Annotated in this window: 10 protein-coding genes; 5 read left to right on the top strand and 5 right to left on the bottom strand. The window is 71.1% G+C overall.

The window, feature by feature from the left end; translation table 11 throughout:
• Window positions 1-29: 29 nt before the first annotated feature.
• From MMF94_RS08610 to MMF94_RS08595, 4 genes are read right to left on the bottom strand one after another with little or no spacing between them, the layout of a single operon-like run.
• Window positions 30-3,857, bottom strand: a complete 3,828-nt coding sequence (locus MMF94_RS08610; protein WP_241035775.1) for an ABC transporter ATP-binding protein — start codon at window positions 3,855-3,857, stop codon at window positions 30-32.
• A gap of 51 nt (window positions 3,858-3,908) precedes the next feature.
• Window positions 3,909-4,742: an ABC transporter permease gene (locus MMF94_RS08605; protein WP_241035774.1), complete on the bottom strand. Its 834-nt coding sequence runs from the start codon at window positions 4,740-4,742 to the stop codon at window positions 3,909-3,911.
• A complete protein-coding gene (locus tag MMF94_RS08600) occupies window positions 4,727-5,641 on the bottom strand; it encodes an ABC transporter ATP-binding protein (RefSeq protein ID WP_241035773.1) in 915 nt (304 codons plus the stop codon). The genes MMF94_RS08605 and MMF94_RS08600 overlap by 16 nt, the downstream gene beginning before the upstream one ends.
• Before the next feature lie 14 nt (window positions 5,642-5,655).
• Window positions 5,656-6,408: an SGNH/GDSL hydrolase family protein gene (locus MMF94_RS08595; RefSeq protein ID WP_241035772.1), complete on the bottom strand. Its 753-nt coding sequence runs from the start codon at window positions 6,406-6,408 to the stop codon at window positions 5,656-5,658.
• A gap of 215 nt (window positions 6,409-6,623) precedes the next feature.
• Here MMF94_RS08595 and MMF94_RS08590 point away from each other — a divergent pair, with 215 nt between their 5' ends.
• A complete protein-coding gene (locus MMF94_RS08590) occupies window positions 6,624-8,186 on the top strand; it encodes a long-chain-fatty-acid--CoA ligase (protein WP_241035771.1) in 1,563 nt (520 codons plus the stop codon).
• Window positions 8,187-8,199: 13 nt separating this feature from the next.
• Here MMF94_RS08590 and MMF94_RS08585 read toward each other — a convergent pair whose 3' ends face one another.
• The gene (locus MMF94_RS08585; protein ID WP_241035770.1) at window positions 8,200-8,595 is read right to left on the bottom strand and encodes an NUDIX domain-containing protein; all 396 of its coding nucleotides are present in this window, start codon (window positions 8,593-8,595) and stop codon (window positions 8,200-8,202) included.
• 93 nt (window positions 8,596-8,688) lie between these two features.
• On the opposite strand from MMF94_RS08585, the gene MMF94_RS08580 reads away from it, so the two are divergent.
• The 4 genes from MMF94_RS08580 to MMF94_RS08565 all read left to right on the top strand — a co-directional run bounded on the left by MMF94_RS08580 (window position 8,689) and on the right by MMF94_RS08565 (window position 15,842).
• The gene (locus MMF94_RS08580; protein ID WP_241035769.1) at window positions 8,689-9,405 is read left to right on the top strand and encodes a dienelactone hydrolase family protein; all 717 of its coding nucleotides are present in this window, start codon (window positions 8,689-8,691) and stop codon (window positions 9,403-9,405) included.
• A gap of 541 nt (window positions 9,406-9,946) precedes the next feature.
• Complete coding sequence (locus MMF94_RS08575; protein WP_241035768.1) at window positions 9,947-10,978, top strand: LLM class F420-dependent oxidoreductase; 1,032 nt, start codon at window positions 9,947-9,949, stop codon at window positions 10,976-10,978.
• Between the two features lie 81 nt (window positions 10,979-11,059).
• Window positions 11,060-11,842 carry a hypothetical protein gene (locus tag MMF94_RS08570; protein WP_241035767.1) on the top strand — a complete coding sequence of 261 codons (783 nt, stop codon included), beginning with the start codon at window positions 11,060-11,062 and terminating at the stop codon, window positions 11,840-11,842.
• Between the two features lie 193 nt (window positions 11,843-12,035).
• The gene (locus tag MMF94_RS08565) at window positions 12,036-15,842 is read left to right on the top strand and encodes a multifunctional oxoglutarate decarboxylase/oxoglutarate dehydrogenase thiamine pyrophosphate-binding subunit/dihydrolipoyllysine-residue succinyltransferase subunit (protein WP_241036020.1); all 3,807 of its coding nucleotides are present in this window, start codon (window positions 12,036-12,038) and stop codon (window positions 15,840-15,842) included.
• The last annotated feature ends 4 nt before the right edge of the window (window positions 15,843-15,846 follow it).

The following is a 15,846-nucleotide window of genomic DNA, read 5'->3' as shown; positions in this document are numbered from 1 at the left end:
TTCGGCCGGGCCGCGGTTCCCGCTCGGGTCTATGCCGCGGGCTCCAGCTCTCCCGCCTGCCACAGCCGGGCGTAGTAGCCGCCCGCGGCAAGCAGTTCCGCATGCGTCCCCGTCTCGACGATGCGACCGCCGTCGAGCACCACGATCCGGTCGGCCCGTGCGGCCGTGGCCAGCCGGTGTGCGACCACGAACGCGGTGCGCCGGGACGTCACGCGGTCGCTCGCGGCGAGCACAGCGGCCTCGGTGGCAGGGTCGAGCGCGGCAGTGGCCTCGTCGAACAGCAGCAGGTCGGGGTTGGCCAGCTCCGCTCGGGCGAGCGCCACCAGTTGTCGCTGCCCGGCCGACAACCCCTGCCCGCGCTCCCCGACCATCTGCCGGAACCCGGCAGGCAGGCTGCGCACCAGGTCCAGCGCTCCGACGGCGCGGGCCGCGGCCTCGATCTCGGCAGGAGTGGCGTCCGGGCGGGCGTAGGCGATGTTGGCGGCGACGTCACCGGTGAACAGATGCGGCTCCTGCGGGACGATGCCGAGCCTGCGCCGATACTCGCCCAGCGGGTAGCTCCGCACGTCCACCCCGTCGACGAGCACCGCGCCCGTGCCGGCTTCGTAGAACCGGGCGAGCAGCTTGACCACTGTGGACTTGCCCGCGCCGGTGGCTCCGACCAGCGCGATCGTCTCGCCGGGCGCCACCCGCAGGGACACGTGTTCGAGGGCCGGCCGCTCGGCCCCGGCGTAGGAGAACCCGAGGTCGCGCAGCTCCACCTCACCGCGCAGGCGCGGGGGAACCGGCACCGGGCGACCCACGGGCTCCGGGGGCACCGAAGAGGGCGTGCGCAGCAGGCCGGAGATGCGGGTGAGCCCGATACGGGCCTGCTGGTAGCCGTCGAACACCTGCGAGAGCTGCTGCACGGGAGCGAAAAACAGCCCGAGGTAGAGCAGGAACGCCGTGAGCACGCCCGGAGTGAGCTCACCGGACGCGACGCGGGCCGCTCCGACGCCCAGCACCACCGCCTGCGCGACGTCGGAAAGGAACGCCACGAAGGGAAAGAAGATGGCGATGTAGCGCTGCGCGCGCAGCCGTGAGTGGCGGTACGCCAGGCTGCGCTCGCCGAAGGTGGTGGCGCTGTGCTCCTCCCGGACGTAGGCCTGCGCGACACGCACACCCGAGACGTTCTCCTGAAGGTCGGCGTTGACGATGCTGACCTTCTCGCGGGCGTCGGCGTATGCCACCGACGACAGCCTGCGGAACACCACGGTGGCGATCACCAGCACGGGCAGCGCGGCGAGCGCCACGAGCGCCAGCTCCGCATCGGTGACGAGGAGCGCCACGGCCACCCCGACGATCGTGAGCAGGCTGACCACCGCCTGCGCCAGCCCGGTCTGCAGGAACGTCGAGAGCGCGTCGACGTCGGTGGTCATCCTGGTCATGATCCGGCCCGACAGCTCGCGCTCGTAGTAGTCGAGCCCGAGCCGCTGCAGGTGGGCGTAGCTGCGCACCCGCAGCAGGTAGAGCAGGCTCTCCCCGGCCCGCGAGGCCACGACGGTCTGCGCGGCCACCACGAACCACCCGATCGCCACCAGCCCGATTCCCACCAGCGTGGCCGTGAGCAGCACGCCCGGCGAGTGTGCGGAGATCCCGCCGTCGACGGCGAGGCGCGCGACGCTCGGGAACATGAGCGCGTTGAGGGCGTCGAGAGCCACGAGCACGATCGCGAGGACGAGCAGCGCGCGCACCGGGCGCAGCAGCCGCGCCAGCCGGAAGCCAGGGTCGGGCGCGGCGGGGTCGAGGTCGCCGAGGCGCGGCTGTTCGGTGGCGGGCGGCAGCGCCTGTACCGCGGCCAGCAGCTCCGGTGTGGCGGGCATGGCGCCCGCCATCGCGGCCGATCCGCCGCCTCCCATGCCACCGCCCCGGCCTGCACCGCCGCGGCCCGCGCCACCTCCCGCGCGCAGGCCGCCCCCCGGCACACCGGCCGCCGCGGCAGCCGCGCGGAGAGCCGCTCCTGATGCCGCGGCGGCCGAAGCGGTGGCGTCGGGTTCTGGCCAGAGCTCCGGCGTGGCACCCACGTGCCGCGGCAGGCAGGGCGCAGGGGGCGCACTCGCCGCGGCGGTGGCGGCCGTCTCGTCCAGCGATGGCCCACCCACGGCGAGGAGCTCCCGGAACAGCGCGCACCGCTGCAGCAGCTCGGCCTCCGTGCCCACGTCGACCACGTGGCCGCCGTCGAGCACGGCGATCCGGTCGGCCAGGGCGAGGGTGGAACGACGGTGCGCCACCAGCAGCGTGGTGCGCTCGGCGGTGAGGGTGCGCAGTGTCTCGTGGATGGCCGCCTCGGTAGCGGTGTCGACGGCGGAGGTGGCGTCGTCGAGCACGAGTACGCGCGGTTCGGTGAGCATGGCTCTGGCGAGCGCGATGCGCTGGCGCTGCCCACCCGACAGTGTCAGCCCGCGCTCGCCGACGAGGGTGTCGTAGCCGTCGGGCAACGTCTCCACGAACGACTCGACCTGCGCCGCCCGCGCCGCCGCCTGCACCTCCTCGTCGCTCGCCTCGGGACGGCCGTAGGCGATGTTGGCCCTGATGGTGTCGGAGAACAGGAAAGCCTCTTCGAACACCACGCCGAGCTCACGCCGCAGGTCGCCCAGCCGCAGCTGCGGCAGCGACACCCCGCCCAGCCGCAGCTCGCCGTCCTGGGGGTCGTAGAAGCGTGGCAGCAACAGCGCCACTGTGGACTTCCCTGATCCCGCGGGGCCCACCAGCGCCAAGGTCTCGCCCGGCTCGACACGCAGCGAGACGCCGTTCAGCACAGGCTCGCGCCTGCCGTAGCCGAACCGGACGTGATCGAGCTCGACGGACAGCGGGCCCTCGGGCAGCGACCGGGGATCGGGCGGGTCGACGACGTCGGGGCGGGAGTCGACCAGCTCGTACACGCGCTCGACCCCGGCGCGCGCGAGCTGCGCGCTCACCACGAGCGCCGCGAGGGTGCGCGCGGGCGCGACGAGCTGCGCGACGTAGGTGGTGAAGGCGAGGAAGGTGCCGAGGCTGATCGAGCCGTTCAAGGCGAGCCAGCCACCGAAGCCGATCACCCCGACCTGGCCGAGCGTGGGCAGCGCGAGCAGCGTGGGGTTGAGCCGGGCGGTGAGCCGCGCGGCACGCATGCGTTCGCCGAAGAGCCGGACCGCGGCACGCTCGAGCGCGCGGACCTCGCGGCCCTCCTGCCCGAAGCCCTTGACGACCCGGACGCCGGTGACCGTCTCCTCCACGTGCTGCGCGATGTCGGCGGCACGCTGCTGCGCCGACCAGGTGGCCGGGAACAGCTTCGTGCGGCTGCGCAGCGCGATCCACGTGGCGCCGGGCAGCATCACGAGCGCCACCACCGTGAGCAGCGGTGAGAGCCACAGCATCGCGCCGATCGACACCACCACCAGCACGACGCTGCCGATCGAGAGCGGCACGATCGACAGCAGCGACTGCACGAGCTGCAGGTCGGTGATGGCCCGGGAGACGACCTGGCCGGTGCGCAGGGCGTCCTGGCGCTCCCCGTCGAGGCGCTGCACGGCGTCGAAGACCTGCCGGCGAAGGTCGTGCTGCACGTCGAGGGCGAGCCTGCCGCCCAGATAGCGGCGCAGGAACGCCGCGCCGAAGCGGAAGGCCGCCAGCACCAGGTACGCCACCACCACCGCACCGAGCACGGCGGTGGATCCGACCACCGCGTCGTCGACGGCTACACGGGTGAGCAGTGGCCCGATGGCGTCCAGGCTGACGCCGAACACCGATGCGACCAATGCGCCGATCGCGATGCCGCGGTGGCGGAAGGAGGCTCGGACAAGCCGGCGGATCCAGCCGGGGGAAGCAGTGTCGAGCACGAACACACCGTATGACGCGTCGCCGACACTCTCGCGCCAACGCCCGGAAGATCACGTCACATCGCGACGGCCGCCTACCACCCATCCCGTCGCCGCCACCGCGGCCGTCCACACCACGAGCACGAGCAGAGCACCCCACCACGGCGGTGGGTCCGTGACACCGGCGAGGCCCTCGACCACGGTGTCGGCGATCTCGTCGCCCCCGAGCACGTGAGCGGGAATGTCGTAGATCGCGACGTCACCGGCGTTGCCCGGCAGGTAGGGCGTGAGCCGTGGGAGTGTGTCGGAGTCGGAGCTGTTGAGCAGGCCGGAGATCAGCAGTTCTCCGAGCAGCAGGTACACGAGAATCCCGACGAGCCCGCCCACCTGGTTGCCGATCAGCACACCCAGAGCGGATCCCAGCGCCGCCCAGAGTGCGGCCACGGCCATGCCGATGAAGCTGACCGCGAGCAGTTCGGCCCCGCCGGGAAACGCTGTCCCCGCATCACCCGCGAGCCCGGCCAGCACACCGAACACCGCCACGACCGCCCCGTAGACGGCCCCGACCGCGGCGCAGGAGGCCATGGTGGCCAGCTGCACCTGCCCGCGCCGCGGACCGAGCAGGTAGGTGGTGGTGATCGTCCGGTGGCGGAACTCCCCCGCCGTGGCGACGACCCCGTAGCAGGCCGCGAACACGCCCGTCAGGCCCAGCGCGTAGGCGAGCGACCCGAGCAGGAGCGGCAGCCTGCCGTCCTCGGCGGGGATCGCGGCGGTGAACAACCCACCGAACACGTTGATGATGATCGACAGCAGCACCGCGGGCGCGAGCAGCGCCCACCACAGCTTCGTGGAGAGCACCTTGCGTAGTTCGGCGCGCAGCAGCCGGACCATCAGCCCGCCCCCCACGGGGTGGCGGTGAGCTGGAAGAACAGCTGCTCCAGGTCGATCTTCTCCTCCACCATCCCGTAGATCGCCACGCCCGCGCCCAGCGCCACGTTCCCGATGTGCACAGGGTCGGCTCCCGCCACCCCGAGCCGCCCGTCAGGGAGGGTGTCGATCTCCAGGATCCCGGTGCGGGCCAGCGCCTCCGCCAGCTGCACGGGCGAGGAGCACCACACCAGGACGCGCGCGCGGCGCGAACCCCGCAGCTGCGCGAGCGGCCCCTGAAACACGCAGCGCCCCCTGCTGATCACCACGAGGTGGTCGGCGGTCTGCTCGACCTCGGCGAGCACGTGGCTCGACACGAGCACCGTGCGGCCCTGGCCTGCGAAGCCGCGCAGGAACGCCCGCATCCACGCGATGCCCTCGGGGTCGAGCCCGTTGCCCGGCTCGTCGAGGATCAGGATCTGCGGGTCACCGAGCAGCGCCACGGCCAGGGCGAGCCGCTGCCGCATCCCCAAGGAGTAGCCGCGGACGGCGCGATCGGCGTCCTGGCCGAGACCGACGGAGGTGAGCACGTGGTCGACAGCGGCGTCCGGCACCCCGATCGCGGCCGCGCACGCCAACAGGTGATTGCGTGCGGTGCGGGCCGGGTGGAACCCCTGCGCCTCCAGCACCGCGCCGACGACCCGGGCCGGCTCGGGCAGCTCCGCGTACGGCCCGCCGTTGACCTGCGCGCCACCCGCGGTGGGCGTGACGAGGCCGAGGATCATCCGCAGGGTCGTGGTCTTGCCGGAGCCGTTGGGGCCGAGAAAGCCGGTGACCGCCCCGGGCTCCACGGAGAAACTCACACCGTCCACCGCGACGACCGACCCGAACTGCTTGCTCAGCTCATGGACGGTGATGCGGCCGCTCCGATCGTTCATGCGACCGGAGCGGGCTAGCTGGGGTCGGGCACAGCGGGCACCACGGGGATGGCGGGGTCGGTGGTCGAGGCGATCTCGGCCGGCGGCCCGTCGATCGCGGCGATCATGGCCTTGGCCCATGCGGAGTGCCCGACGTCGCCGAGGATCGAGTGGTCGCGACCCCGGCCGGGGTTGGAAGGCAGCTCGGCGATGCGCAGCTGGTGGCGCGCCGCCTCCTCGCGGATCACGGAGTCGAGGGCCGGGTTCGGCCGGCCGCTCCCGATGCGCGGGATGGTGCCGACGACGGAGCCCGTGGGCAGGGCGGCGATCACCTGCCGCAGTGAGGTGTCCAGGCCCGATGTGCGGCGCGCGACGTCCTCGATGCCGATGATGCAGCTCACGAGCGCGGCAGGCTGCTCGGCGGTGAGCGCGGCCAGCTCGGGCAGCTGGCGGCCGAGAACGTCCGCGACGCCGGCGCCCGCGCGCGACAGGTTCACTACACGCCAGGCGTCGCGACGGCGCAGCAGCTCGTGCACGACGCCGACATAGCCCACCTCGCGGGTGGTGGCGCCGATCCCCTGGCTCACCGAGTCGCCGAGCACGACCCACAGCGGCCCGGTGGCGGCTCGGGCCTCCATGTTGGCGGCGGCCCAGTCATCGGCGAACGCGGCCTCCCGCAGTCTCCGGGACGACGCCCCGGGCAACACGCCGCCGAGGAACCGTTCACCTCCCGCTTTGACCCGACGCGCGGTGGCACGCATGCGTGGGACCTGCAGTGGAGAACTCATGCCGGGACTCCGAGCGGTCGGCGCCTGCTGGGGGCGACACGGGGGGCGATTGTCGTCACCGTAGTCAGCAGCGGCGATCACTCACCGACTGGCCCCCTGGTTCCCCGCGATCGGGTTCTCGCGGCGCTCACTCCTGGCTAGCATGCGGCTCGCCGCTGTGATTGTTCTCCGCTATCCCCAAGCCCCGCTCGCCGTCGCCGTCGCCGGGAGGCCGCATGACCAGCCAGCTCACCGATGTCACCTCGACGCTCGCGCGATGGGAGACGGAGCGTCCGGACGCCGTCGCGATCCGCTTCGGCACCAGCGTCGCCCGAACCTGGTCGGAGCTCGCGCGGCGGGTACGGCAGAACGCGGCGGCACAGCGCGCCGAGGGGCTCCTGCCGGGCAACCGGGTGGCGGTCCTCGACCTCAACCACCCGTCCTGCATCGAGCTCACACTGGCCTGCGCGCAGATCGGCACGGCCAACGCCGTGGTCAACTTCCGCCTGGCGCCTCCGGAGATCGTCTACGTCGTCAACGACGCGGCGGCCCGGATCCTGTTCGTCGGGCCCGAGTTCGCCGCGGCCGTCGAGCAGGTGCGCGACCGGCTGCCGACCGTCGAGCGCGTGATCCGGGTGGGCGGGCCCGACGACGAGTACGAGGCCTGGCTGGCCGCCCAGCAGCCCGACGTGCAGGTACACCCCTCCAAGCCGGAGGACTGCTTCGTACAGCTCTACACGTCGGGCACCACCGGGTTCCCGAAGGGCGCGATGCTCACCCACCGCGGCATGCTCGCCCATGCCCGCAACGTCGCCGTCGACTTCGAGATCGGTATCGATGCGCGGGTGCAGGTGGCGATGCCGCTGTTCCACGTCGGCGGCACCAGCTACTCGCTGCTCGCGATCCTCGCCGGGGCGCAGATCATGATGCTGCGGCTGCCCGATCCGGGCGCCGTGGTGGAGATGCTCGAGTCCGAGCGGATCACGCACACGTTCCTCGTGCCCGCGCTGCTCGCTGCGATCAGCCAGGTGCCGGGGGTGGCCGACCGCGACTTCTCCTCGCTCGCCGCACTGTCCTACGGCGCGTCCCCGATGCCGCTGCCGGTGATGCGCGCCTGCCTGAAGCTCTTCCCCGGCGTGATGCACCAGGTCTACGGAATGACCGAGGCCTGCGGGGTGGTGAGCTCGCTGGGTCCGGAGGATCACGACGACCCGTCCGCGGCGCACCGCCTCGTCTCGGCCGGCACGCCGATCCACGGCGTCGAGATCGAGATCCGCGACCCCGCCACGGGCGAGCCCGTGGCCACCGGTGAGCCGGGCGAGATCTGGGTGCGCACCGAACAGCTGATGAGCGGGTACTGGGGCAAGCCGGACGAGAGCGCGGCCGCCATCACGTCCGACGGCTGGCTGCGCTCGGGCGACGGCGGTCACGTCGACGCCGACGGCTACGTCTACGTTACCGACCGGATCAAGGACATGATCATCAGCGGCGGGGAGAACATCTATCCAGCCGAGATCGAGCGGGTGCTGGCCGAGCATCCGGACGTCGCCGACGTCGCGGTGATCGGCGTGCCCGACGACCGGTGGGGCGAGGTCCCCAAGGCGATCGTGGTCGCGGCGCCGAACACGGAGATCGACGGCGAGGCGCTGCTCGAGTACTGCCGTGAACGGCTCGCCGGCTTCAAGTGCCCGAAGTCCGTGGAGATCCGCGAGGAGCTGCCGCGCAACCTCACCGGCAAGGTGCTCAAGAAGGAGCTGCGCAAGCCGTACTGGGAGGGGCGGGAGCGCAAGCTGGTCTAGCGCGGGCAGCCCGTCAGAAGCCGTAGCTGACGATCGCGGGGAGGTCCGCTCCCCGCATCCCGGCCAGCACGAACCGCTCGTGCGGCACGAGCGGTTCGGGCAGGTCGTCGAGGCTGTACCAGCGCAGGTCCGCGGCCTTCGCCTCCTCCATCAGGCGCGGCTCGCCGGTCCAGCTCCGGCAGGCGAAGAAGAAGTCGACCCGCTCGTCGATCTCGTTGTGGTTGCCCTGCGTCCTGTGCATCGTGGTGAGCGGCACGAGGTCGGCGGGCTCGACGGCGATGCCGAGCTCCTCCGCGACCTCGCGGCACGCGGCCGCTTGCACGGACTCGTCGACCTCCACATGACCGGCGGCGGCAGCAGCCCAGTGCCCGTCCATGTAACCCGTGCCGCGGCGCAACTGCAGGAGCACTTCGTCAATCTGACCGACCCGCCGCAGGGGTAGAACGTACGCAGCCGGGACGACTCGGAACCTCACAACCAGAGCCTAGTTACGCTTCCATCCATGGTCAGCACCCATTACGAGAAGATCACCGCGGCCGACGGAGGGGTCTTCGACGCGTTCTGCGCCGTCCCGGATTCCGACTCAGCACCGGGCGTGCTGATCTTCCAGGAGATCTTCGGCATCAACGACAACATCCGCGGGCTCGCCGAACGGCTCGCGGCCGCCGGCTATCTGGTGCTCGCTCCCGACATGTTCTGGCGGATCGAGCCCAGGTTCGAGCGCAAGGACGAGTCGGGCATGGCCGAGGGCATCGAGCGCGTCCAGCAGCTCGACTTCCCGCTGGCCGGCTCCGACATCACCGCCACGCTCGCCCACATGCGCGCAATGCCCGCCTGCAACGGCAAGGTCGGCGGCGTGGGCTTCTGCCTCGGCGGCGCGCTCGCCTACCTCTTCGCCGCCAACTCCCGTGTGGACGGCCACGGGCCGGACGCGGTGGTGTCCTACTACGGCTCCGCCATCCGCGGAATGCTCGACATGGCGAACAAGATCGAGTGCCCCATCCTCTTCCACTACGGCGACCGCGACCCGTTCATCCCGGCCGAGGACATCGAGGCCGTGGAGCAGGCGATGGCCGGGCGACCGGACGCCACCGTGTACCGCTACGACGCGGGCCACGCCTTCTCCAACTGGGACGCCCCGTCGATGTACGACGAGGCCTCGGCCCGGGTCGCCTGGGACCGCACCATCCAGTTCCTGGACGATCACCTGCGCGCCTGACCGAGGCCGTCATCACGCGGCCGGGCCCGGCTGCCCGGCATCCGCGACGGGCAGCTCACATCGGAAGTGATCAACGGTTCGGGACGCGCAACGTCACCTGGCGCGGTCCCGGGTCCCCGACCAGTGATCACGACCCGAGACCTGGGCCCACCCGCATGGGGACGCCGGCCGGCACACGCCGCCGGCGGCCATGATCACCGCCTCGGGCGCCTGCGCCGCGCCTGGAGCAGCCCCTGGCCCCCAACCAACGATCAGGACCCGAAAGCCGGAACACGAGCTCGAGGGAACCGGCCGGCACCCGACCCGCGCGCGGCCATGATCAGCGTTTCGGGCCCCACAACCGCGTCTGGCCCGGTCCCCGGTCCGCAACCAACGATCAACCGGCATCTCACCGATGGGTGGTCGGCAACTCGCGGGCGGGGAAGGGCGACTCGCAACGTGGCGCGTTGCCGTGCGTCGATTGCCCCATCACGGACAGTCCGGGCAGTGTGATCGGAACGGGCTTCTTGACTGCCCAGTAACCCCTGTGTTGGGTACTCCTATGCTGCTGTCGACTCAACTCCAGTACGGCGACGACCCGATCCGCAACGCGGAATCCGTGGTCGCGATGGAGCAGGTGGGTCTCGACGTCGTCTGGGTCGCAGAGGCTTACAGCTTCGACGCTGTGTCGCTCATGGGGTACCTCGCTGCCACGACGGAGCGGGTGCAGATCGGCTCCGGGATCCTTCCCATCTACAGCCGCACCCCCACACTGACGGCGATGACCGCGGCCGGTCTGGACGCGCTGTCGGGCGGGCGCATGATCCTGGGCCTCGGCGCGTCCGGGCCGCAGGTGATCGAGGGCTTCCACGGCGTTCCGTACGACAAGCCCGTCGCCCGCACGCGGGAGATCATCGAGATCTGCCGGAAGGTGTGGCGCCGGGAGCGGCTCACCAACGAGGGTCTGTACCCGATCCCGCTTCCGGAGGACCAGGGCACCGGGCTGGGCAAGCCGCTCAAGCTGATCAACCACCCGCGCCGGGCCGACATCCCCGTCTGGGTGGCCGCACTGGGTGACAAGAACGTCGAGATGACGGCCGAGCTCGCGGACGGCTGGCTGCCGACCGTGCTGATGCCGGAGAAGCTGCGTGAGGTCTTCGGCCCCGCGCTGGACGCCGGGTATGCCAAGCGCGCTCCCGAGCTGGGCCCGCTGCAGATCACCGGGGGCGGGATCCTGGCCCTCGAGGAGGAGATGTTCGAGCCCGCTCGCCGGCTCGCCCGCGGGATGCTCGCCCTCTACATCGGTGGGATGGGCGCGCGCAGCCGCAACTTCTACAACACGGTCTTCCGCCGCCAGGGCTTCGCCGACGAGGCGAAGCTCGTGCAGGACCTCTACCTCGACGGCCACAAGGAGGAGGCCGCCGCGGCACTGCCGGACGAGTTCGTCGACAAGGTCACGCTCATCGGGTCGCCGTCGCACGTGCGGGAGCGGATCGCCGCCCTGGGCGAGGCCGGCGTCACGCACCTGCACGTGAATCCGGTCGGCACCGAACCACTCAAGCTGCTCGCCCAGGTCAAGGAATGGATCTCCTGACCGAGGGGGGCCGATTCGTTCCACGGACCGTCACCAAGCCACACTCTGTGTCGACACTCCCTAACGACCGCAGGAGCGCGCGTGCTCGACCTAGCCATCGCCGTGTCCGACCGATCGATGGCACCTGACCAGTACAGGTATGTCGAGACGCACGCATGGTGGCTCGGAACCTTCGGCCTGCATCAGCACCTCACCGAGCACCGGGTCCGGCAGTGGGTGCCGGCTCGTCCGGAGCGCGAGTGGGTGCTGGACCGCGAGCTCACCGGCGCGCAGACCTGGCTGATGGGCTCCGCCCAGGAGGCCGCGGAGGACGGCTTCGATCTGCGGGACGTCGCGCCCGTCGGCCGGTTCCGTGCGCGCTACGGCGAGTTCCGCACCGACGAGCCCGCGGAGTTCGACCAGTTCTGCGGCCCGGTCACGCCGCGGCGGGGCAGTTGGCAGTCCCCCACACCGCAGTTCATCCTCGGCCTCCCGACCGACCCGGCCGCCCTGCTCGCACGCCTGCAGGAGGACAACCCCGGGAGCTGGTTCGGCCCGTTCGCCGCCGCCGTCACCACACTGCGCACGGCGCTGGTGCCCGCCGAGCTGCGGGCCGCGTTCTACCGCGCCCTCACGTGCCTACCCGAGGTCACGCTGAAGGAGCACGTGCTGAACGTGGACGGCGTGCAGTGCCTCGCCATCGTCCATGACGCGGGCCGGACCCGCACCGAGCTGTTGATCGACCCGGCCGACGGCCAGTTCGCAGGCGAACGCGACACCCTCCGCACCGACTCGCGCTGCGGACTGCGCGAGGGCACCGTCATCAGCACCACCGCCGTACGCACAGCCCTGGTCGACGCGCCCGGCGACATCCCCCGCAGCTGATCACAGGCAGTGGCGACTCGAACACCGCCTCCCCCGGGCGCGCGGTACCCGGTCCTCATCCAGGAGGACTAACCTGGGGTGCAGTCCTCGGCGATGACGAAGCGATCCGATCAAGGCGGTCTTCAGCGTGTCCAGCAGTAGTACCTCGAATACAGCAGGCCAGTTCGGGCCCAACGAATGGCTCGTCGAGGAGATGTACCAGCGCTTCCTCGACGACCCCAGCTCGGTGGACTCCGCGTGGCACGAGTTCTTCGCTGACTACCGTCCCGCTGACGAGAAGACCAGCCCCGACGGCAACGGCGCGCAGGCCCGTCCCGCCGCGCGATCGGCCACCACCGTCGCCCCCGCGCCCGCTCCCAGCGCCGAGCCCGCCGAGCCCAGCGAGCGTGGTCGTCTCGGCGACCGCAAGGCGATGACCCCGCCCGCCACCACGAAGAGCTCCCCCAACGGCGTTGCCACCAAGGGTTCGGCCGCCACGAGCAGCCCCACCAAGAGCGCCCCGCCCACGAAGGCCACGGCTCCGGCGAAGGGCGGCGGGACCTCCGCCGAGAGGACCCCTGCCACGAGCGCGGCCGCGACCACGGGCGGCGACAAGCCTGCGGCCGGCACCACCTCCCAGGCCGCGAAGCCCAGCCCGACGGGCGGCGAGGGCAGCGTCTCGCCGCTACGCGGTGCCGCCGGTGCCGTGGTCAAGAACATGAACGCCTCGCTCACGGTCCCCACGGCCACGAGCGTGCGTGCGGTGCCGGCGAAGCTGCTCGCCGACAACCGCGTGGTGATCAACAACCAGCTCCAGCGCACCCGGGGCGGGAAGATCTCCTTCACCCACCTCATCGGGTACGCACTGGTGAAGGCGATCGCCGACTTCCCGGTCATGAACCGGCACTTCCTCGAGGAGGACGGCAAGCCCACCGTCGTCCAGCCCGACCACGTCAACCTCGGGCTCGCGATCGACCTGGCCGGCAAGAACGGGCAGCGGTCCCTCGTGGTCGTCTCGATCAAGGGCTGCGAGGCGATGAACTTCGCCCAGTTCTGGTCGGCCTACGAGGACATGGTCCGCAAGGCACGGGGTGGCAACCTGCAGGCCGAGGACTTCGGTGGCACCACGATCACCCTCACCAACCCAGGCACGCTGGGCACCAACCACTCGGTGCCGCGGCTCATGCAGGGCCAGGGCGCGATCATCGGCGTCGGGGCCATGGAGTACCCGGCCGAGTTCCAGGGCGCCAGCGCGGAGCGGCTGGCCGAGATCGGCGTCAGCAAGATCATCACGCTGACCTCCACCTACGACCACCGCATCATCCAGGGCGCGGAGTCCGGCGACTTCCTGCGCCGGGTGCACGCGCTGCTCCTGGGCGAGGACGGCTTCTACGACGACATCTTCCGCTCGCTGCGGGTGCCGTACGAGCCCGTCCGCTGGGTGCAGGACATCCCCGACGGCGCCGTCGACAAGACGGCCCGGGTGATCGAGCTGATCGACGCCTACCGCACGCGCGGCCACCTGATGGCCGACACCGACCCGCTGAACTACCGCCAGCGCCGCCACCCCGACCTCGACGTGCTCTCGCACGGCCTCACGCTGTGGGACCTCGACCGCGAGTTCGCCGTCGGGGGCTTCGCGGGCTCGGAGCGGATGAAGCTGCGCGACGTGCTCGGCGTCCTGCGCGACGCCTACTGCCGCACGATCGGCACCGAGTACATGCACATCGCCGACCCCGAGCAGCGCGCCTGGCTGCAGGAGCGCATCGAGGTCCCGCACCAGAAGCCGAACTCTGCCGAGCAGAAGTACGTGCTGAGCAAGCTCAACGCGGCCGAGGCGTTCGAGACGTTCCTGCAGACCAAGTACGTCGGGCAGAAGCGGTTCTCCCTGGAAGGCGGCGAGACCGTCATCCCGCTGCTGGACGCCGTGCTGGACAAGGCCGCCGAGCACGAGCTCGACGAGGTCGTCATCGGCATGCCGCACCGCGGCAGGCTCAACGTGCTGGCCAACATCGTCGGCAAGCCGATCAGCCAGATCTTCCGCGAGTTCGAGGGCAACCTCGACCCCGGCCAGGCCCACGGTTCCGGCGACGTCAAGTACCACCTGGGCGCCGAGGGCAAGTACTTCCGCATGTTCGGCGACGGCGAGACCGTCGTCTCGCTGGCGTCCAATCCCTCGCACCTCGAGGCCGTCGACCCTGTGCTCGAAGGCATCGTCCGCGCCAAGCAGGACCTGCTCGACAAGGGCGAGGGCGGGTTCACCGTGCTCCCGCTGATGCTCCACGGCGACGCCGCGTTCGCCGGGCAGGGCGTGGTGGCCGAGACGCTGAACCTCGCGAAGCTGCGTGGCTACCGCACCGGCGGCACGGTCCACGTCGTGATCAACAACCAGGTCGGCTTCACCACCGCCCCGGAGCACTCGCGCTCGTCGCAGTACTCCACCGACGTGGCGAAGATGATCGACGCGCCGGTCTTCCACGTGAACGGCGACGACCCCGAGGCGTGTGTGTGGGTGGCCAAGCTGGCCGTCGACTACCGCGAGCGGTGGAACAACGACGTCGTGATCGACATGATCTGCTACCGCAGGCGCGGCCACAACGAGGGCGACGACCCCTCGATGACGCAGCCGGCGATGTACGACGTGATCGACGCCAAGCGCAGCGTTCGCAAGATCTACACCGAGTCGCTGATCGGCCGTGGCGACATCTCGATGGAGGAGGCCGAGCACGCGCTTCGCGACTTCTCCAACCAGCTCGAGCACGTGTTCAACGAGGTCAGGGAGCTGGAGAAGACGCCGGCCGCGCCGAGTCCCTCGGTCGAGCAGGAGCAGTCCGTTCCCGTCGACCTCGACACCTCGGTGTCGCTCGAGGTGGTCCACCGCCTCGGCGACGTGCACGTCGAGCTCCCCGAGGGCTTCACCGTGCACCAGCGGGTCAAGCCGGTGCTGCAGCGGCGTTACCAGATGTCGCGCGAGGGCGGCGTCGACTGGGCGTTCGGCGAGCTGATCGCGCTGGGCTCGCTCGCGATGGATGGCAAGCTGGTGCGGCTCTCGGGCCAGGACACCCGGCGCGGCACGTTCGTGCAGCGCCACTCCGTGGTGATCGACCGCAAGACGGGTGAGGAGTACTACCCGCTGCGCAACCTCGCCGAGGACCAGGACCGGTTCCTGCCCTACGACTCGGCGCTCTCGGAGTTCGCGGCCGTCGGCTTCGAGTACGGCTACTCGGTGGCCAACCCCAACGCGTTCGTGGCGTGGGAGGCGCAGTTCGGCGACTTCGTCAACGGCGCGCAGTCGATCATCGACGAGTTCATCTCGTCCGGTGAGGCCAAGTGGGGCCAGACCGCCGACGTCGTCCTGCTGCTGCCGCACGGCCTGGAGGGCCAGGGCCCGGACCACTCGTCCGGGCGCATCGAACGGTTCCTGCAGCTGTGCGCGGAGGGGTCGATGACGGTGGCGCTTCCGTCGGAGCCCGCCAACTACTTCCACCTGCTGCGCCGGCACGCGATGGACGGGGTGCGCCGCCCGCTGGTGGTCTTCACGCCGAAGTCGATGCTGCGCAACCGCGCCGTGGTGAGCCCGCTGTCCGACTTCACGGGCGGCCGGTTCCGGTCGGTGATCGACGACCCGCGCTACCGCGAGACCGACGGGCCTGCCGCTGGCGTCCGCAAGGTGCTCATGTGCAGCGGCAAGATCTACTACGAGCTGGCGGCCGCGCGTGACAAGCGGGAGATCGACGACACCGCGATCGTGCGCATCGAGCAGCTCTACCCGGTGCCCGACCGCCAGCTCGCCGCGGTGCTGGATCGCTACCCCAACGCCGAGGACATCCGGTGGGTGCAGGAGGAGCCGGCCAACCAGGGCGCCTGGCCGTTCTTCGGCCTGGTGCTGCCGGAGATGCTGCCGCGGCTCGTCGGGTTCAAGCGGGTGTCGCGACGCCGGATGGCCGCCCCCGCGGCCGGGTCGTCGAAGGTGCACGAGGTGGAGCAGACGGCCCTGATCAACGAGGCCCTCACCGACTGAGCAC

The organism is Pseudonocardia alaniniphila, assembly GCF_022524485.1.
Taxonomy (GTDB): Bacteria; Actinomycetota; Actinomycetes; order Mycobacteriales; family Pseudonocardiaceae; genus Pseudonocardia; species Pseudonocardia alaniniphila.
Note: the sequence above shows the minus strand (reverse complement) of the source record. Positions and strands in the feature narration are given on the sequence as shown.

Coding starts and splice junctions, on each gene's coding strand:
- MMF94_RS08565 (WP_241036020.1), top strand. CDS start 12,036: ATGTACCAGCGCTTCCTCGACGACCCCAGCTCGGTGGACTCCGCGTGG.
- MMF94_RS08600 (WP_241035773.1), bottom strand. CDS start 5,641: ATGAACGATCGGAGCGGCCGCATCACCGTCCATGAGCTGAGCAAGCAG.
- MMF94_RS08590 (WP_241035771.1), top strand. CDS start 6,624: ATGACCAGCCAGCTCACCGATGTCACCTCGACGCTCGCGCGATGGGAG.
- MMF94_RS08575 (WP_241035768.1), top strand. CDS start 9,947: ATGCTGCTGTCGACTCAACTCCAGTACGGCGACGACCCGATCCGCAAC.
- MMF94_RS08595 (WP_241035772.1), bottom strand. CDS start 6,408: ATGAGTTCTCCACTGCAGGTCCCACGCATGCGTGCCACCGCGCGTCGG.
- MMF94_RS08580 (WP_241035769.1), top strand. CDS start 8,689: ATGGTCAGCACCCATTACGAGAAGATCACCGCGGCCGACGGAGGGGTC.